This window comes from Streptomyces speibonae, assembly GCF_984686075.1.
The window spans coordinates 3,413,585-3,431,383 of sequence record NZ_OZ480260.1; the positions used below are offsets into that span (position 1 = coordinate 3,413,585).

The 17,799-nt window shown below is 72.6% G+C and carries 17 protein-coding genes and 1 riboswitch; of the genes, 10 read left to right on the forward strand and 7 right to left on the reverse strand.

The window, feature by feature from the left end:
• Positions 1 to 11: 11 nt before the first annotated feature.
• Positions 12 to 1,943: a 2-oxoacid:acceptor oxidoreductase subunit alpha gene (locus AC5L3C_RS15280; RefSeq protein ID WP_493649453.1), complete on the forward strand. Its 1,932-nt coding sequence runs from the start codon at positions 12 to 14 to the stop codon at positions 1,941 to 1,943.
• On the forward strand, positions 1,936 to 3,030 hold the full coding sequence (locus AC5L3C_RS15285) for a 2-oxoacid:ferredoxin oxidoreductase subunit beta (RefSeq protein WP_493649454.1): 1,095 nt from the start codon (positions 1,936 to 1,938) through the stop codon (positions 3,028 to 3,030). Before AC5L3C_RS15280 ends, AC5L3C_RS15285 begins: the two co-directional genes overlap by 8 nt.
• A gap of 31 nt (positions 3,031 to 3,061) precedes the next feature.
• On the opposite strand, the gene AC5L3C_RS15290 is transcribed toward AC5L3C_RS15285, so the two are convergent.
• A complete protein-coding gene (locus tag AC5L3C_RS15290) occupies positions 3,062 to 3,469 on the reverse strand; it encodes a winged helix-turn-helix transcriptional regulator (protein ID WP_493649455.1) in 408 nt (135 codons plus the stop codon).
• 91 nt (positions 3,470 to 3,560) lie between these two features.
• On the opposite strand from AC5L3C_RS15290, the gene AC5L3C_RS15295 reads away from it, so the two are divergent.
• From AC5L3C_RS15295 to AC5L3C_RS15305, 3 genes are all read left to right on the forward strand, one after another.
• A complete protein-coding gene (locus tag AC5L3C_RS15295) occupies positions 3,561 to 4,415 on the forward strand; it encodes an SDR family oxidoreductase (protein WP_493649456.1) in 855 nt (284 codons plus the stop codon).
• A gap of 172 nt (positions 4,416 to 4,587) precedes the next feature.
• The gene (gene rarD / locus AC5L3C_RS15300) at positions 4,588 to 5,601 is read left to right on the forward strand and encodes an EamA family transporter RarD (RefSeq protein WP_493649457.1); all 1,014 of its coding nucleotides are present in this window, start codon (positions 4,588 to 4,590) and stop codon (positions 5,599 to 5,601) included.
• 73 nt (positions 5,602 to 5,674) lie between these two features.
• Positions 5,675 to 6,148 carry a VOC family protein gene (locus AC5L3C_RS15305; protein ID WP_493649458.1) on the forward strand — a complete coding sequence of 158 codons (474 nt, stop codon included), beginning with the start codon at positions 5,675 to 5,677 and terminating at the stop codon, positions 6,146 to 6,148.
• 204 nt (positions 6,149 to 6,352) lie between these two features.
• Here the strand turns inward: AC5L3C_RS15305 and AC5L3C_RS15310 are convergent, their stop codons facing one another.
• Complete coding sequence (locus tag AC5L3C_RS15310) at positions 6,353 to 7,564, reverse strand: tetratricopeptide repeat protein (protein ID WP_493649459.1); 1,212 nt, start codon at positions 7,562 to 7,564, stop codon at positions 6,353 to 6,355.
• Between the two features lie 160 nt (positions 7,565 to 7,724).
• Between AC5L3C_RS15310 and AC5L3C_RS15315 the strand changes: the two genes are divergently transcribed.
• The 3 genes from AC5L3C_RS15315 (at position 7,725) to AC5L3C_RS15325 (ending at position 10,072) form a co-directional block, all read left to right on the forward strand.
• Positions 7,725 to 8,234, forward strand: coding sequence for a DUF6668 family protein (locus tag AC5L3C_RS15315; RefSeq protein WP_493649460.1), 510 nt, complete (start codon positions 7,725 to 7,727; stop codon positions 8,232 to 8,234).
• A gap of 14 nt (positions 8,235 to 8,248) precedes the next feature.
• Complete coding sequence (locus AC5L3C_RS15320; RefSeq protein ID WP_493649461.1) at positions 8,249 to 9,406, forward strand: amidase; 1,158 nt, start codon at positions 8,249 to 8,251, stop codon at positions 9,404 to 9,406.
• A gap of 81 nt (positions 9,407 to 9,487) precedes the next feature.
• Positions 9,488 to 10,072, forward strand: coding sequence for a flavodoxin family protein (locus tag AC5L3C_RS15325; protein ID WP_493649462.1), 585 nt, complete (start codon positions 9,488 to 9,490; stop codon positions 10,070 to 10,072).
• A 7-nt stretch (positions 10,073 to 10,079) separates the two neighbouring features.
• Here AC5L3C_RS15325 and AC5L3C_RS15330 read toward each other — a convergent pair whose 3' ends face one another.
• The 4 genes from AC5L3C_RS15330 to AC5L3C_RS15345 form a co-directional block, all read right to left on the reverse strand.
• Complete coding sequence (locus AC5L3C_RS15330) at positions 10,080 to 10,952, reverse strand: ABC transporter permease (RefSeq protein WP_493649463.1); 873 nt, start codon at positions 10,950 to 10,952, stop codon at positions 10,080 to 10,082.
• Complete coding sequence (locus AC5L3C_RS15335) at positions 10,939 to 11,913, reverse strand: ABC transporter ATP-binding protein (RefSeq protein WP_493649464.1); 975 nt, start codon at positions 11,911 to 11,913, stop codon at positions 10,939 to 10,941. The genes AC5L3C_RS15330 and AC5L3C_RS15335 overlap by 14 nt, the downstream gene beginning before the upstream one ends.
• Positions 11,914 to 11,950: 37 nt before the next feature.
• A complete protein-coding gene (locus AC5L3C_RS15340; RefSeq protein ID WP_493649465.1) occupies positions 11,951 to 13,177 on the reverse strand; it encodes a LolA family protein in 1,227 nt (408 codons plus the stop codon).
• Positions 13,178 to 13,416: 239 nt separating this feature from the next.
• Complete coding sequence (locus AC5L3C_RS15345; protein WP_493649466.1) at positions 13,417 to 14,427, reverse strand: polyprenyl synthetase family protein; 1,011 nt, start codon at positions 14,425 to 14,427, stop codon at positions 13,417 to 13,419.
• A gap of 537 nt (positions 14,428 to 14,964) precedes the next feature.
• Positions 14,965 to 15,134, forward strand: a riboswitch (cyclic di-AMP (ydaO/yuaA leader).
• A gap of 3 nt (positions 15,135 to 15,137) precedes the next feature.
• Between AC5L3C_RS15345 and AC5L3C_RS15350 the strand changes: the two genes are divergently transcribed.
• Positions 15,138 to 15,653 (forward strand): transglycosylase SLT domain-containing protein, encoded by a 516-nt coding sequence (locus AC5L3C_RS15350; protein ID WP_493649467.1) that lies wholly within the window; start codon positions 15,138 to 15,140, stop codon positions 15,651 to 15,653.
• On the opposite strand, the gene AC5L3C_RS15355 is transcribed toward AC5L3C_RS15350, so the two are convergent.
• Positions 15,617 to 16,489 (reverse strand): HAD family hydrolase, encoded by an 873-nt coding sequence (locus tag AC5L3C_RS15355; protein WP_493649468.1) that lies wholly within the window; start codon positions 16,487 to 16,489, stop codon positions 15,617 to 15,619. The two genes, AC5L3C_RS15350 and AC5L3C_RS15355, sit on opposite strands and share 37 nt — an antisense overlap.
• A 207-nt stretch (positions 16,490 to 16,696) precedes the next feature.
• On the opposite strand from AC5L3C_RS15355, the gene AC5L3C_RS15360 reads away from it, so the two are divergent.
• The gene (locus AC5L3C_RS15360; RefSeq protein WP_493649469.1) at positions 16,697 to 17,782 is read left to right on the forward strand and encodes a GNAT family N-acetyltransferase; all 1,086 of its coding nucleotides are present in this window, start codon (positions 16,697 to 16,699) and stop codon (positions 17,780 to 17,782) included.
• The last annotated feature ends 17 nt before the right edge of the window (positions 17,783 to 17,799 follow it).

The following is a 17,799-nucleotide window of genomic DNA, read 5'->3' on the forward strand; positions in this document are numbered from 1 at the left end:
GGTCCAGTTCAGTGACCAGCCAGGTCAGCAGCACAGCGGCGCAGGCCGACGGAGCAGTCGTAGGGGAGCAGCGCAAAGCGGCGGGCACCAAGGACGTCCGCCGGCTCGACCGAGTGATCATCAGGTTCGCCGGGGACTCGGGTGACGGTATGCAGCTCACCGGTGACCGTTTCACCTCGGAGACCGCGTCCTTCGGCAACGACCTGTCCACGTTGCCGAACTTCCCGGCCGAGATCCGCGCGCCCGCCGGCACCCTGCCCGGTGTGTCGTCCTTCCAGCTGCATTTCGCCGATCACGACATCCTCACGCCCGGCGACGCCCCCAACGTGCTGGTCGCGATGAACCCGGCCGCTCTGAAGGCGAACATCGGCGATCTGCCGCGCGGTGCGGAGATCATCGTCAACACGGACGAGTTCACCAAGCGGGCGATGCAGAAGGTCGGCTACGACGCCTCCCCGCTTGAGGACGGCTCCCTGGACGGCTACCACCTGCATCCGGTGCCGCTGACCACGCTGACCGTGGAGGCGCTCAAGGAGTTCGACCTGACCCGCAAGGAGGCCGAGCGCAGCAAGAACATGTTCGCGCTCGGGCTGCTGAGCTGGATGTACCACCGGCCCACCGAGGGCACGGAGAAGTTCCTGCGGTCGAAGTTCGCCAAGAAGCCCGACATCGCGGCGGCGAACATCGCCGCGTTCCGCGCGGGCTGGAACTTCGGGGAGACCACGGAGGACTTCGCGGTCTCCTACGAGGTGGCGCCGGCCGCGACGGCGTTCCCGCCGGGTGTCTACCGCAACATCTCCGGGAACCTGGCCCTGGCCTACGGGCTGGTCGCCGCGTCCCGGCAGGCGGACCTGCCGCTGTTCCTGGGCTCCTATCCGATCACTCCGGCGTCGGACATCCTGCACGAGCTGAGCCGGCACAAGAACTTCGGTGTGCGCACCTTCCAGGCCGAGGACGAGATCGCCGGTATCGGGGCGGCCCTGGGCGCGGCGTTCGGCGGGTCACTGGCGGTGACCACGACGTCCGGTCCCGGTGTGGCGCTCAAGAGCGAGACGATCGGTCTGGCGGTGTCGCTGGAGCTGCCGCTGCTGATCGTGGACATCCAGCGCGGCGGCCCCTCCACCGGCCTGCCGACCAAGACGGAGCAGGCGGACCTGCTCCAGGCCATGTACGGCCGCAACGGCGAGGCGCCGGTCCCGGTCGTCGCGCCGCGCACGCCGGCGGACTGCTTCGACGCCGCCCTGGAGGCGGCGCGGATCGCGCTGACGTACCGCACGCCCGTCTTCCTGCTCTCCGACGGCTATCTGGCCAACGGCAGCGAGCCGTGGCGGATCCCGGACCTGGAGGAGCTGCCCGATCTGCGGGTGCGGTTCGCGCAGGGGCCCAATCACGCCCTGGACGACGGCACCGAGGTGTTCTGGCCCTACAAACGCGATCCGCAGACCCTGGCCCGGCCCTGGGCGATCCCCGGCACGCCGGGTCTGGAGCACCGCATCGGCGGCATCGAGAAGCAGGACGGCACGGGCAACATCTCCTACGACCCGGCCAACCACGACCACATGGTCCGCACCCGCCAGGCCAAGGTCGACGGCATCGAGGTGCCGGACGTGGAGGTCGACGACCCGGACGGCTCGGCGCGGGTGCTGGTGCTCGGCTGGGGCTCGACCTACGGGCCCATCACGGCGGCGGTACGGCGGCTGCGGGCCGCCGGGGAGCAGGTCGCCCAGGCGCACCTGCGGCACGTGAACCCCTTCCCGCGGAACCTCGCGGGCGTTCTCGAGGGGTACGACAAGGTGGTGATCCCCGAGATGAACCTCGGGCAGCTGGCCACCCTCGTCCGGGCGAAGTACCTGGTCGACGCTCACTCGTACAACCAGGTCAACGGTATGCCGTTCAAGGCGGAGCAGCTCGCCGCGGCGCTGAAGGAGGCCATCGATGACTGACGCCAACGCGCTGCTCCAGCTCGTCCCCAAGGCCGAGGGCAAGCAGTCCATGAAGGACTTCAAGTCCGACCAGGAGGTGCGCTGGTGCCCCGGCTGCGGTGACTACGCCGTCCTCGCCGCCGTGCAGGGCTTCATGCCCCAGCTCGGTCTGGCGAAGGAGAACATCGTCTTCGTCTCCGGCATCGGCTGCTCCTCCCGCTTCCCGTACTACATGAACACCTACGGGATGCACTCGATCCACGGCCGGGCGCCGGCCATCGCCACCGGCCTGGCCGCCTCGCGCCGGGACCTGTCGGTGTGGGTCGTCACCGGTGACGGCGACGCCCTGTCCATCGGCGGGAACCACCTCATCCACGCCCTGCGGCGCAACGTCAACCTGAAGATCCTGCTCTTCAACAACCGGATCTACGGCCTGACCAAGGGCCAGTACTCCCCCACCTCCGAGGTCGGCAAGATCACCAAGTCGACGCCGATGGGGTCCCTGGACGCGCCCTTCAACCCGGTGTCGCTGGCCATCGGCGCCGAGGCGTCCTTCGTCGCCCGGACGGTCGACTCCGACCGCAAGCACCTCACCGAGGTGCTCCGCCAGGCGGCCGACCATCCCGGCACGGCGCTGGTGGAGATCTACCAGAACTGCAACATCTTCAACGACGGCGCGTTCGAGGTCCTCAAGGACCGGCAGAAGGCCGAGGAGGCGGTGATCCGCCTGGAGCACGGCGAGCCGATCCGCTTCGGCGCTGGGGGCACCTCCCGCTCGAGCGAAGCCGAGAGTGGGGGAGGTGCCAAGGGCGTCGTGCGCGACCGGCAGACCGGTGATCTGAAGGTGGTGGCGGTGACGCCGGAGAACGAGGGGGAGATCCTGGTCCACGACGCGCACTCCGCGTCCCCGACCACCGCGTTCGCCCTGTCGCGGCTCGCGGACCCCGACACCCTGCACCACACGCCCATCGGCGTCTTCCGCTCGGTCGACCGGCCCGTCTACGACACCCTCATGGCCGACCAGCTCGACGCCGCCGTCGAGCAGAACGGCAAGGGCGACCTCGGCGCCCTCCTGGCCGGCGGCGACACCTGGACCGTCGTCGGCTGACCGCCGTCGCGGTTCACCCCGGGCCCGGGCGCTACGGCGTCCGGGCCTCGTCCTGCGCCCGCCGGGCCCCGTCGTACGCCTGCCGGGCGGCGATCACGTCGGCCGTGCGCTTCTCGGTCCACAGGGCCAGGTCGCGCACCTGTTCGGCGGCCTCGCGGCCCAGGCCGGTGAGGGAGTAGTCGACGCGGGGCGGGATGACCGGGTGGGCTTCGCGGTGGACCATGCCGTCGCGCTCCAGCGTCTGGAGGGTCTGGGCGAGCATCTTCTCGCTGACCCTGCCGATCGCCCGGCGCAGTTCGCTGAAGCGGTGCGGGCGATCCAGGAGCTGGATCAGCACGAGGACGCCCCAGCGGCTGGTCACGTGTTCCAGGACCAGGCGGTGCGGGCACATCGCCTCGTTGCCCTCGTCTCTGCTCCGGCCCCCATCACTTACCGCCATGTAGGTACCTTACTTCAAAGTGGGTACTTTCCGGAAGTTAGCGCTACTCCTAGGGTTAGTGACACATCCACCCCTCAAGGAGTTCCCAACCATGAGCATCGTCGTCACCGGAGCCAACGGAAAGCTCGGCCGCCTCGTCGTGGAGCAGCTGCTCCAGAAGGTTCCGGCCGAGCAGGTCACCGCCGTCGTGCGCAGCGCCGAGAAGGGGGCGGAGTTCGCCGGGCGCGGGGTGCGGATCGCGGTCGCCGACTACAACGCCCCCGAGACCTTCGACGGCGTGTTCCAGGCCGGCGACAAGGTACTGCTGATCTCCGGCACCGAGTTCGACAAGGGGCGGGTGGCGCAGCACCGGGTCGTCATCGACGCGGCGAAGGCCGCCGGTGTCGCCCTGCTCGCCTACACCAGCGCCCCGGGGACGCTGACCGCCGCCCTGGCCGACGACCACCGCGGCACCGAGGAGGCGCTGCTCGGCTCGGGCGTGCCCTACGCGCTGCTGCGCAACGGCTGGTACCACGAGAACTACACCGAGAACCTCGCCCCGGTGCTGGAGCACGGCGCGGTGGTCGCCGCCGCCGGCGAGGGCCGGGTCTCCTCCGCCTCGCGGGCCGACTACGCGGCCGCCGCCGTCGCCGTACTGACCGGCGAGGGGCACGAGAACAAGACCTACGAGCTGGGCGGCGACGAGGCGTGGAGCTTCGCCGAGTACGCGGCCGAGCTGAGCCGGCAGACCGGCAGGGAGATCGCCTACAACCCGGTGACGCCCGAGGCGCTCGCCGGCATCCTGGCCGGCGCCGGGGTGCCCGAGCCGATGGCGGCCGTCCTGGCGGGCGTGGACGTCTCGATCGAGAAGGGGGAACTCGTCGTGGACAGCGGCGATCTGTCCCGGCTGGCCGGCCGTCCGACCACGCCGCTCGCCGAGGCCGTCGCCGCCGCACTCAAGGGCTGACCCGGCCGCCGCCCGGAGTCACGGATACCCCGGCACCCCCGCACGTCATGACCGTATGCCGGTACGGACATGACACGCGGGGGTGTCCGGCGTTACCGTCGTCCGGCGGGCGTCGCGTGTATGAGCGGGCGTCGCACGGACACGGCACGCGACAGGCATGAAGGAGGGGCCCGTGACCGGGAAGTCGGCCGCAGAGCGTCGGACAGGACTGTTGAACGGCTTCGCGGCGTACGGCATGTGGGGACTCGTGCCGCTGTTCTGGCCCCTGCTCAAGCCCGCCGGAGCGGTGGAGATCCTGGCCCACCGGATGGTCTGGTCGCTGGTCTTCGTGGCCGCCGCCCTGCTCGTCGTGCGCCGCTGGGCCTGGCTCGGTGAGCTGCTGCGGCAGCCCCGCAGGCTGGCGCTGGTCGCGGTGGCCGCGGCGGTCATCACGGCCAACTGGGGCCTCTACATCTGGTCCGTGAACTCGGGCCACGTCGTCGAGGCCTCCCTCGGCTACTTCATCAACCCGCTGGTCACCATCGCGATGGGCGTGCTGCTGCTGAAGGAACGCCTGCGGCCCGTGCAGTGGGCGGCGGTCGCGGTCGGCACCTCGGCGGTGCTGGTCCTCACCGTCGGCTACGGCCGGCCGCCGTGGATCTCCCTCTGCCTCGCCTTCTCGTTCGCCACCTACGGTCTGGTGAAGAAGAAGGTCGACCTCGGAGGGGTCGAATCGCTGGCCGCCGAGACGGCGATCCAGTTCCTGCCCGCGCTCGCCTTCCTGCTGTGGCTGGGCTCCCGGGGCGAGGCCACCTTCGGCACCGAGGGCACCGGGCACGCGCTGCTGCTCGCCGCCGCCGGCATCGTCACCGCGCTCCCCCTGGCGTGCTTCGGCGCGGCCGCCGTCCGCGTGCCCCTGTCGACGCTGGGGCTGCTCCAGTACATGACACCGGTCTTCCAGTTCCTGCTCGGCGTCCTGTACTTCAAGGAGGCCATGCCGCCCGAACGCTGGGCCGGTTTCGCCCTGGTCTGGCTGGCGCTCACCCTGCTGACCTACGACGCGCTGCGCACCGCCCGCCGGACCGCGCGAGCCCTGGCCGGCCGGCCCGTCACACGGCGGGCGGCTGCCCCGGCCGATGCCGAGGAACGGAGCCCGGGGGAGGTCGCCGCCGTGCCCGCGACGGACACGGCGGCCACGAGGCCGTAGCGGGACCGCGCCACCGGCGGGTCGCGTGGCCGGCCGCCGGGCGTTGTCAGTGCCGGGACCTATAACTGGTGCCATGACACAGACACCGACTCCGGCCGCGCCGGTGCACTGGAAGGTCGTCGTCGACGCGGCCGACCCGCACGCACAGGCAGACTTCTGGGCCGCCGCCCTCCGGTACGTGGTCGAGGACAACAGTGCGCTGATCGGGAAGCTGCTCGCCGCGGGAGCCGTCCCCGCCGAGCTCGTCACCGAGTCCCACGGCCGCCACGCCTGGCGCGACCTCGCGGCGGTACGGCACCCCGACGACCCCTACGACGTGGAGAGCGGAACCGGCCGCGGGCGGCGGCTGCTCTTCCAGCGCGTGCCCGAGAAGAAGACGGTCAAGAACCGGCTGCATCTCGATCTGCACCCGGGCGAGGGACGCCGCGAGGAGGAGCTCGCCCGGCTCGAAGGACTCGGCGCGCGGGTGCTGCGCCGTGTGGAGGAGCCCTCCGGGAGCTGGGTGGTCATGGCCGACCCGGAGGGCAACGAGTTCTGTCTGCACTAGTGCCGCGGCAGGCAACGTTTGCCCGTCAAGGAGCGGCGTCCGGTGCGTGCTCTCGGCGTGCCGGCCGGAAGTCCTCGTACTGGACGTACTTGGGCTTTCGGCCGGTGCGGCGAGAGTGCGTGCCGGGCGTCGCGACGGGGCGAACGTTGCCTGTCGGGGCACTAGGTCCTGTCGGAGCGCGCCCGCCACCGGGGCGGGGCGCGGTCAGGTCTGGAGCGTACGGACGCGTTCCGTCAGGCGGCCCATGCGGGCGCGGGCGGACTCCAGCTCCTCGATCTCGTCGGCGGCGGGGCCGCCCTCGGCGGTGAGCTCGGTCCACAGCGCGATCAGCTCGTGCCCGAGTTCCAGTCCCAGCTGCGGCTCGCGCACCGCGCGCCACGCGGTGGCGGCGCTGCGGACGTTGCCGTAGGCGGCCTCGGTGTCCTGGGTGCGGCGGCAGATCAGGGCGAGGTCGAGGGAGAGCCGGAAGGCGCGCACCGGCTCACCGGCCAGGTAGGCGATGTACGCGGCGAGTTCGCGCAGGCGCAGCACCTCGGGGTGTTCCGGCCCCAGGGTGACCGACGCCTGCTCCACGGTCTCCTCCGCCAGCCGGGCGGCCGAGTCGATGTGTCCGGAGCGGACGGCTTCGTTGACCCGGGCCATCGGCTCGGCGAGGTGGTTCCCGGCGTTCGCGGCCGCGGGCGCGTCGCCGAGCACCGCCTCCGCCACGGCGTCGAACCCGCGCGGCGGGGTGTGCCTGACGTCGGGGTCCGGGTCCGACACGGCGTGTGACCCGGACCCGGTCCCGGTCCCGGGGGCCGGCTGAGGCTCCGGATCGGGGGTGTCCGGCCGCGCGTCCATCGACGGGGGCGGGCCGAACACGCCCGTCGGGGGCGCGACCGTGCCCGGCGGCGTGCCCTCCGCCTGCCCCGGTACGGCCCGCGGCTCGAAGGCCGGTACGACGCCCCGGGGAGCCGGCGGTTCGGGAACCTGGCGCAGGATGTGCGTCGGGCGTTCGACGTACGACTCACTGCCCGGCGCGGGCGCGGATCCCGGTCCGGCCCCGGGTATCGGCTGCGGGCTGTCGTCCCGCGGCTCCCGGCTCCGTGCCGGGGTGATCGGGGCCGGGCGGCCCGAGAAGTGGCTGGAGCCGTCCGGTTCGACCTGGAGGGGGACGACGTACCCGATGCGTTCGTCGTGCACGGTGGCCAGGACCGCGTGACCGGAGGCGATGGCGATGCGGTGGAGGCGGTCCAGCACCGCCTGCTGGATCTCCTCGCCGGGTCCCGCGATCACCGTCACGCCGCCGACCGACGCCCCGCCCGAGCCGCCCCCGCCGGCGAGGGGGACATGGACGTCGATCGGCATCGCCGCAAGATTTCCCGCGTGCGCGGCCTGCTGTTGTTCCCGCTTCTTCTCGCGGCTGAGTCGAGACATCGTTCCCTCATTCGGGTCGTACCACCTGCCGTCGAGTCTGTCCGCTCACCCGCGCTTCTCACGTCACCGCGTTGTCACAGGCTCGTCCCAACGGCCGTCCCCGCCGGCTCCCCGTCCCGGCGGCGGCATGACCATCGAGGTGGCGAGCAGGAGAGGGGGCATGCGCGAAGGCATGCGACAGGGACCGGAGATCTGGATCCGAGGGCCGGTGGCGGCACCGGAGGCGCAGGCCGCTCCGCCGCCCGCCGCCGCGCGGGCGACGGCCCGGCGCTTCTCCTTCGTCGGCCTGCACGGCGGCGCCGGCGTCTCGACACTCGCCGCGGTCTACGGCGGACACGACGGCGGACGGGTCTGGCCCGGCCCCGCCGATCCGCAGTCGGTGCTCCTCGTCGCCCGGACCCACGCGGCCGGCCTCGACGCCGTGGTCCCGGCCACGGAGGTGTTCCGGCGCGGGGAGGCACCCCAGGGGCTCGACCTGGACGCCGTGGTCCTGGTGGCGGACGCGCCGGGCCGGCTGCCGCGTCCCCTCGCCCACCGGATCCGGATCATCGAATCGCTGATCGACGTGTACCGCGTGCCGTGGGTGCCCGAATGGCGGCTGGGTGACCTGAGCGGCCGCCCGCCCCGCGGGACCGAGCCGCTGGCCCGTCTGACGGGCGCGTCGCGCTGAGCGGGACCGGTGCCGTGGAGCTGGCCCGCGCCGTCCGCGCGGGCCGGCGGCGGGCCGTGGAGGTGGCCGCGGAGGCGCTGGAGCGGATCGGGCGGGCGGATCCGGAACTGTGCGCGTTCCTCGAGGTGTGGGACGAGGAGGCGCTGCGCCGGGCCGCCGAGGTGGACGCGCGGGTCGCCGCCGGGGAGCCGCTGCCGCTGGCCGGGGTGCCGATCGCGGTGAAGGGGCGGCGCGGCGCGGCCGCGGCGGGCCCGCTGCTCGCGGCGGGCTGTGTGGCGGTGGGCGCCACCTCCGTACCCGGGCCGGGCACGGCCTGGCAGACCTGGGGACAGGGGGCGCACGGCCGTACGGTCAATCCGTGGCGGGCGGACCGCACGCCGGGCGGCTCCTCGGCCGGGTCGGCGGTCGCGGTGGCGGCCGGTCTGGTGCCGCTGGCGACCGGCAGTGACGGCGCGGGCTCGGTGCGGATCCCCGCGGCGTGGTGCGGCGTCGTCGGCCTGAAGGTCACGAACGGCCGCCTGCCCTCACCGGACCGTACGGGTCTCGCGGCGCCCGGGGTGCTCACCCGCACGGCCGCGGACGCGGCGGCGTGGTGGCGGGTGATGTCGGGGCGGCCCACCCCCGCCGAGTCCTCCGTGGCCTTCCCCGCCCCCGCCGAGTCCTCCGTGGCCTTCCCCGTCCCCGCCGTCTGGTCCCCCGGCCTGGGCTTCTCCGCGCCCGGTCCGGAACCCGTCGCCCTGGCCCGGGCGGCCGTCGGGCGGCTCGTCGACGCGGGTGTCGTGCGGCTGGTACGGCCGGCTCCGCCGCCGCGGCTCCTCGACCCCACGCCGGCCTGGCTCGCCCTGCGCACCCCCGGCGCCGACCCCGCCGTCGCGCGCCGTGTCCGCGCCGCCAACGACGGCCGCCTCGCCGCGCTCTTCGCCCGCACCCCCCTGCTGCTCACCCCCACGGCGCCCACGGCACCGCACGGCCACGACGGACCGGGTGACGTCTACTCGACCGCGCTCACCTGGGCGTTCAACGTCAGCGGCCACCCCGCGCTGAGCCTGCCGGCCGGATTCGGCACCGACGGCTGTCCGGCGGGGCTCCAGCTCGTGGCGGCGCACGGACGGGAGGAGCTGCTGCTCGCCGTGGCGCGCGAGGCGGAACGGCGCGGGACCGCCGCCGGCTGACCCCCCTTTGGCGAAGTTGCTTGCATGCGCATATGATGCACGAGCCTTTTATTGGCGTACGCCGATCATCTGGGGGTCATCATGACGCGTCGTTTCCTCTTCGTCCTGGGCAGTGCCCGTCCCGACGGCAACACCGAACTGCTGGCCCGCCGGGCCGCCGAACAGCTGCCCCCGGACGTGGAGCAGCGGTGGATCGACCTCACCGCCCACCCCCTCCCCGACTTCGAGGACCTGCGCCACGACACCGATCACGTCCGCCCCACCGAGGGCGACCTGGCCCTGCTCCTCGACGCCACACTGGCGGCGACCGACGTGGTGATCGCCTCGCCGCTGTACTGGTACTCGGTGTCCGCGCAGACCAAGCGCTACCTGGACCACTGGTCGGGGTGGCTGCGCACTCCGGGGCTGGATTTCCACGCGGCCATGGCGGGGCGCACCCTGTGGGGCGTCACCGCGCTCGCGCACCAGGAGCCGGAGGTCGCCGACCCGCTGGCCGGCCTCCTGAACAACTCGGCCGCCTACCTGGGCATGCGGTTCGGCGGAGTGCTGCTCGGCAACGGCAGCAAGCCGGGGGACGTGCTGAAGGACACGGAGGCGCTGGGGCGGGCCAAGACGTTCTTCGCGCGGGAGGCGCCCCTGGCCCGCTTCCCGTACGAGGCCGGCTGAGGGGCGCCTATGCGGTGATGTCCTTCGCCGTGAACCTCGCCCACGCCGCCGAGCCGAACACGGCCGCGTAGAGGGCCTGGAGGCCCAGGTTCTTCGTCAGGTCGTCCCAGTACACCGGCTCGCGCATCAGGTCGGCGAAGGACAGCCAGTAGTGAGAGAAGAGATAGGGGTGCAGGGCGTGCAGCTGCGGGATCTGGTCGAGGATCTGAACCGTGATCAGCAGCCCCACGGTGGTGGCCATCGCCGCGATGCCGCTGTTGGTCAGGGTGGAGACGAAGAGACCCAGCGCCGCCACGCCGATCAGTGAGGCGGCCACGACCAGGGCGATGAGCAGGGCCCTGGCCAGACCCTCACCGAAGCCGATGCGGGTGCCGGAGATGGTCGTGAGGTCGCCCAGCGGGAACAGCAGCGCGCCGACGAGCAGCGCCGAGACGGCGACCACCAGGGTGGCGACCAGACAGAAGGCCATCACGGTCGCGTACTTGGTGAGCAGCAGACGGGTCCGGCCGGCGGGGGCGACCAGCAGGTAGCGCAGGGTGCCGGCGTTCGCCTCGCCGGCGAGGGCGTCGCCCGCGACCACCCCGATCGCCATGGGCAGGAAGAACGGCAGGGTGGCGGCGAGCGCGGTGAAGACCAGGAACAGTCCGTTGTTGGTGACCTGCGAGATGAACGCCGGGCCGCCGCCTCCGCCCCCTCCTCCGCCCGGCGAGCCGTCGCCGGTCTCGATCCGCACCGCGATGCCGACGAGGACCGGTACGGCCGCCAGCACCCCGAGCAGGGCGAGGGTGCGCCAGCGCCGGAACGTGGTGAGCAGTTCGCTGCGCAGCAGGCCGAGGGTCCACAGCGGGTTCGCCTTCCGCACCGCTTCAGCCCGCGACATCGAACCCCTCCCCGGTCAGTGCCACGAACGCGTCCTCCAGCGAGGCCCGTTCGACCCCGAGGCCGCGGACCCGGACGCCCGCGGTGACCAGGGCCGCGTTCACCTCGGCGAGGTCGCGCTCCGGCACCTCGCCGGTCACCCGGTCCTCCGCCAGAACCACATCGGCGACCCCCTGCTCCTTCAGCACCCGGGCGGCGTCCGCCGTGTCCGGCGTGGTCACCACCAGCCGGCCGCGGGCCCCCGCGGCCAGGTCGGCGACCGGGCCCTGGGTGATCAGCCGCCCCCGGGCCATCACGGCGGCGTGCGTGCACACCTGCTCGATCTCGTCCAGCAGGTGGGAGGAGAGGAAGACGGTGGTGCCGTCCGAGGCCAGTTCGCGGATCAGCGTGCGGATCTCCCGCATGCCCTGCGGGTCCAGGCCGTTGGTCGGTTCGTCCAGGACGAGCAGCCGGCGCGGCTGGAGCAGGGCGGCCGCGAGGCCGAGGCGCTGCTTCATGCCGAGGGAGTACGCCTTCGCCTTCTTGCCGGCGGCGGCCGTCAGGCCCACCCGGTCCAGGGCGGCGGCGACGCGGGTACGCCGGGTGCGCGGATCGGCGGTGGGGTCGGCGGCGTCGTAGCGCAGGAGGTTGTCCCGGCCGGAGAGGAAGCCGTACAGGGCGGGGCCCTCGATGAGGGCGCCGACGTGGGGCAGGACGGCGCGCGCGGAGCGCGGCATGGGGCGTCCCAGGACGTGCGCCGTGCCGGAGGTCGGCTCGATCAGGCCCATCAGCATGCGGATGGTGGTGGTCTTGCCCGAGCCGTTGGGGCCGAGGAAGCCGAAGACGCTGCCCGACGGGACGGTCAGCCGCAGACCGTCGACGGCGAGCTGTCCGCCGCGGTAGCGCTTGGTGAGCGCGCGGGTGGTGATGACTCCCTCACCCGTGTGCTCCCCGTCCGGCCCGGCGGCGGACGCCTGCGTCATCGGCTCCCTCGCTCCCTGTCCTGTCGTACGGTCGGGCCTACTTGCCCTCGCTGGCCGCCTTCACGAGCGCGTCCTTGGTGACCGTACCCACGTAGACCTTGCCGTCCTCGGTGATCAGGGCGTTGACCAGGCGGGTGCTGAACACCGTGCCGGTGCCGAAGTCGCCCTTGACCTTGTCGCCGAGCGAGTCGAGGAAGCCGGCGACGTCGCCGCCCGCCTCATCGGTGGGCAGGCCGCCCTCGCCGCCGGTGTCGAAGGTGGCGATGGAGTTCCAGCCCTCGCCGAGCACCGACGGCCCGTCGGCGCCCTTGGCCAGGTCCTCCTCCGACTTCGGGGCGTTCCCGCGCTTCTCGGAGTGCTCCCGGCCGCCCTCCGCCTCGTCGGCCTCGGTCACCTCGGCGCCCTTGGGCGGGGTGAACTCGAAGGTCGAGGCGGCCGGCCGGTCGAAGCTCACCTTGGTGAAGCCGACGTCCACGACGGCCGCGCCGCCGCTCGCCGGGGTGAGCGTGAACTTCAGCGGCATGCCGGTCTCGTGGTCGACCGCGATGCTGATCGCGCCGACCGTGGTGCCGGACTGCTTGGGCTCGACGACCAGCCGGTAGGCGTCCCGGCCGGCCACCTGGGCGGTGCCGTCGACGGTCACGGACGTGGTGTCGTCGACCGACTTCAGCGCCTCCTCGGCCCAGTCCTTCGGGGTGGCCGGGGGCTGCTGCTCCCGCTCCTCGCCGGACTCCTCGACGGTGCCGTGATAGACCTCGTTGGACTCGCTGTCGTAGCCCCAGACGTCCGTGCCGTTGCGGATCAGGCTGTACTCGGCGGCGTCCTCCAGGAGCGAGACCTTCTGCCGTTCGGGGCCGTCGGCGGCGACCCGCAGCGTGTGCGTGCCGGACGCCAGTTCGGTCAGCCTGGCGGACGGGTCGGCCGAGGAGCCGCCCTCCTCGCCCTGGCCCGCCGCTTGGGACAGGAAGCCGCTCTCGAGGCCGCCGAGGTCCGGCAGCCCGAGGTCCGTGGTGATCTTCACGGTGCCGGACAGCTGCTCGACGTCCGACTCCGCGATCTTCTCGATGAGCTCCGCGGCGGTGATCTCCGGCAGGTCGGGGTCGCCGGAGCTGGCGATCGCGGGGACGAGCCCGATGGTGGCGGCCGCCACGCCCATGACCGTGACCGGGACGACGTAGCGCGCGGCCCTGCGCCGCATCGTGCGCCGCTCGTCGGCCTCCGCCTCCCCCGCGGCCGTCGTGTTCTCGGAATCGTACGGTGCCATGAGTGCCCTCCGTGGTCGGCGGCGGCTTCCGTCTCGTGTCCTCACACCAGTCTCGCCCTGAGCCGCCATTCTCACCCGAACCGGTGAGAAGTGGTGTTGTCCGTCGTGGTCCATCTGACCAAATCCGGCGGCCGGAAGCGTCAGCCCGCGGGCGCAACCGCGTGTACTGCTCGGGTATGACACGGGGGCGGTTTTCCGCCCCGACCAGTAGGGGTCGGGCGGGAGTTCGGGCCGGTGGCTCAGCCGGCGCGGTGCACCACCGCGTCGCACAGCTGAACGAGGGCCCGCTTGGCCTCGCAGTCACGCAGCGGGGCCAGCGCGGAGCGCGCCTCCTCGGCGTAGCGCACGGTGTCCCGGCGGGCCTGCTCGAGCGCGGGGTGCGCGCGCAGCAGCCGCAGCGCCTCGGCGTGCCGGGCGTCGTCGGTGAGGTCGGAGTCCAGCAGCTCGCACAGGGCGATGTCCTCGGCGAGGCCCAGCCGGGCCGCCCGCTCGCGCAGCCGCAGCACGGGCAGCGTGGCGATGCCCTCGCGCAGGTCGGTGCCGGGGGTCTTGCCGGACTCGCTGGAGTCGGAGGCGATGTCCAGGACGTCGTCGGCGAGCTGGAAGGCGACGCCGAGCCGCTCGCCGTACTGGGTGAGCACGTCCACGACCGTCTCGTCGGCGCCGGACATCATCGCGCCGAAGCGGCAGGAGACGGCGACCAGGGATCCGGTCTTGCCGCCGAGCACGTCCAGGTAGTGGTCGACCGGGTCGCGGCCGTCCTGCGGTCCCGCGGTCTCCAGGATCTGTCCGGTGACCAGCCGTTCGAACGCCTCGGCCTGCACCCGCACCGCCTCCGGTCCGAGGTCGGCCAGGATGTGCGAGGCCCGGGCGAAGAGGAAGTCGCCGGTGAGGACCGCGACGGAGTTGCCCCAGCGGGCGTTCGCGCTGTCGACTCCGCGGCGGACCTCGGCCTCGTCCATCACGTCGTCGTGGTAGAGCGTGGCCAGGTGGGTGAGCTCCACGACCACGGCGGACGGCACGATGCCGGGCGCGTACGGATCGCCGAACTGGGCGGCGAGCATCACCAGCAGCGGACGGAACCGCTTGCCGCCGGCCCGCACCAGGTGCTGGGCGGCGCCGGTGATGAAGGGGACCTCACTCTTGGTGGCCTCGATCAGCCCTTCCTCGACAGCCGCCATCCCGGCCTGGACATCGGCTTCCAGAGCCTGGTCCCGCACGCTCAGCCCGAACGGCCCGACGACGGTCACGAGGGGTCTCCTGTCTGCTGGTGTCCACTGGCGGTTACACGGAATGTCGATAGGTCGCTGCCATCACTCGAGTCAGCGTATCCGGTCATGTTTCGATCACCGCCGCCACCCGGGGTTACGAGGAGTGCGGTACCGGATCGGGAGCCGAGTGCTTCCGATCGGCTGACAGCGACGGACCACGCAACGGACAATTCCCTCCTTCCCGGACATAACGCCTCACTGTCCATCCTGCCCGGCCGGTCGACCGATTTGTCGCAATTGGCAAGTGGATTCCCCTTGGCGGTAAATGCTCCCGGTGCTTGCGATCAGTGACGTCGGTCACGCGTACCCCGTCGCGCCCACCCCCGCACCCGAGCGCCGTTTCCCCTTCCCGCGCAACCGAGTTGGCCCTTGGCATCCGCAAAGGATCAAGCACCCCAAATCGCCCCATCCAAGATCAAAGGGACGATTGCGTGATCCCCGTACTTGTTCCCGACATCTGCTCTCGCATACGTTCCGGGCCTGCCGGGCGGACGCCGAATCCTGCCACCGCCCGCATCACACCCACCGACGAACTCACGCACGGCAGGAGCGGGGGACCCAGGTAAGCCGCCGGGCCGGCCACGCGCCGGAACGGCTAGGGGTGAAGCCATGCCTCCAGGGGCACGGCCGGGCACTCTCCCGCCCGAACCCGACAGCTCACCTCGCAGGCGTAGGAGAGGAACCCAGTCATGCCCGTTTCCGGTCAGCTCCGTCGCTTCCGCAACCGTCGCCTCGCCCGCTCCCTCGCCAACCGTCGCCTCGCCCGCTCCCTCGCCGTCGCCGGCACCGGCGTCGCCGTGGTCGCCCTCCCGCTGTTCGGCGCCACCACCGCCTCCGCGGCGCCCACGACGGCCGCCACGGCCACCGCCGCCACGACCGCGTACCCGGACAACCTCGACGGCTGGATCCGCGAGTCGCTGGACATCATGGCGCAGCACGGCATCCCTGGCTCCTACGACGCCATCCACCGCAACATCATGCGCGAGTCCTCCGGCAACCCGGCCGCCATCAACCTCTGGGACTCCAACGCCGCCAAGGGCACCCCGTCGAAGGGCCTGCTCCAGGTCATCGACCCGACCTTCCAGGCGTACCACGTGCCGGGCACCGCCTTCGACCCGTACGACCCGGTCGCGAACATCACCGCGGCCTGCAACTACGCCGCCGACCGCTACGGCTCGATCGACAACGTCTTCGGCGCGTACTGAGCCGACCGCTGACGGCCGAGCACGGCCGGCCCACCGAACAGTCGCTCGAGGACGACGGCCACGCCGTCGTCCTCGTTCGACATGGTGACCTCGTCGGCCACCGCCTTCAGCTCCGGGTGCGCGTTGGCCATGGCGACGCCGTGCGCCGCCCAGTCGAACATGGGGATGTCGTTGGGCATGTCCCCGAAGGCGACCGTCCGCTCCGGGCTCAGCCCCAGGTGCTCGGCCGCCAGCGCGAGCCCGCTCGCCTTGGTCACACCGCACGGCTGGAGCTCCACGGTGCCCGGCCCCGACATGGTGACCGTCGCCAGCGAACCGACCACCGCCCGCGCCGCCGCCGCCAACGCGTCGTCGGTGAACCGGGGGTGGCGCAGCAGCACCTTGCTGATCGGCCGCTCCCACAGATCGCGCCGCCGCTCGACCCGCACCGCGGGCAGCGTCGGGTGCGGCATCAGATAGCCCGGCTCGATCAGCGTCAGCCCGTCGACCCCGTCCTGGTCGACCGCGGCGTACACCTCCCCCACCTCGGCCTCGATCTTGCCGAGGGCGGTCTCCGCCAGTTCCCGGTCCAGCGTGACGGACCACAGCAGCCGGTCCGCGCCGGCGTCGTACACCTGCGCACCCTGGCCGCACACCGCGAGCCCCGTGGAGCCGAGATCGTCCAGGAGCGGCCGCACCCGGGGGGCGGGACGCCCCGTGACGACGAGGTGCCGGGCACCGGCCCGCTCCACCCGCGCGAGGGCGGCGAGAGAGCGGTCGGACAGGGTGTCGTCGCCGCGCAGCAGCGTCCCGTCCAGGTCGGTGGCGATGAGCGAGAAAGCGGTGGGTGCGGCCATGATCAGAGAATACGGACAACGCAACCGTCCGATTCACCGTGCCCGTATCCGCTCGTTTTCGGTGCGGTTCGCCTTCCGTCATCTCCGGGTACGGACCGGTTGAGGACTCTTTCACCGTTTGGCAAGAACATCGTCCGCTATCTACCGCCCCGATGGGACCGGCGGTACCGTCCAAAGAGTCCAGGGGGGACTTGATCGGGGGGTCAGGTGAGCAGTGGACGCGTGCGCGAGCTGAGGCCGCAGGAGCTCGGCGAGGGGGAGCGGGAGCGCTGGCGGGAACTGCGCGCCGCCGCGGAGGCACCGCGCAGCCCTTTCATGGAACCGGAGTTCGCCATTGCCGTGGGCCGGGTGCGGCCCCGGGCCCGGGTGGCCGTGCTGTACGAAGGGGCGCGGCCGGTGGGCTTCCTGCCCTACGAGCGTGGCGTGGCGGGGCAGGGCCGGGCGATCGGGCTCGGGGTGTCGGACTGCCAGGGGGCGGTGCTGGCACCCGGCCTCGTCCCGGACGCCGGTGAACTGCTGCGGGCCTGCAAGGTGTCGAGCTTCGCCTTCGACAACCTCGAGGCCGGGCAGGACCTGTTCGTGCCGTACGCGGCCGAGGAGCACGCCACCTACGTCATCGACGTGGAGAAGGGCTACGAGACCTACGAGTCGGTGCTGCGCACCCAGTCGCCGAAGTTCCTGAAGACCACGCTGGCCAAGGAGCGCCGGCTGGACCGCCGCGCCGGGGGCGTGCGGTTCGTCTTCGACGAACGCGACCCGGCCGCGCTGCGGGCGCTCGTCGCGTGGAAGTCGGCGCAGTACCGCAGGACCGGGCGCCGCGACCGGTTCGCGCGCGAGTGGATCGCCCGGCTCGTGGGCCGGCTCGCCGAGACCCGGGCCCCGCAGTGCACGGGCACGCTGTCCGTCCTGTACGCCGGTGACCGGCCCGTCGCCGCGCACTTCGGCCTGCGTTCGGCCACCGTGCTGGCCTGCTGGTTCCCGGCGTACGACCCGGAGTTCGCGAAGTACTCGCCGGGGCTCGTGCTGCATCTGCGGATGGCCGAGGCGGCGGCGGCCGAGGGCATCGGCCTGCTCGACCTGGGCCGCGGGCGCGCGGAGTACAAGGACGCGCTGAAGACCGGCGAACGCGCCGTCCACGAGGGGGCGGTGACCCGTCCGGGGGCGGGGGCCGCGCTGCACCGGCTGAGCCGCGAACCGGCACGCCGCGCCCACGCCTTCGTCCGCGCCCGCCCGCGCCTGGCGTCCCTGGCGACTCGGACCCTGAAGGGCGCGGCACGGCTGCGCCGCTCGTGAGGAAGGGGAGGGAGGAC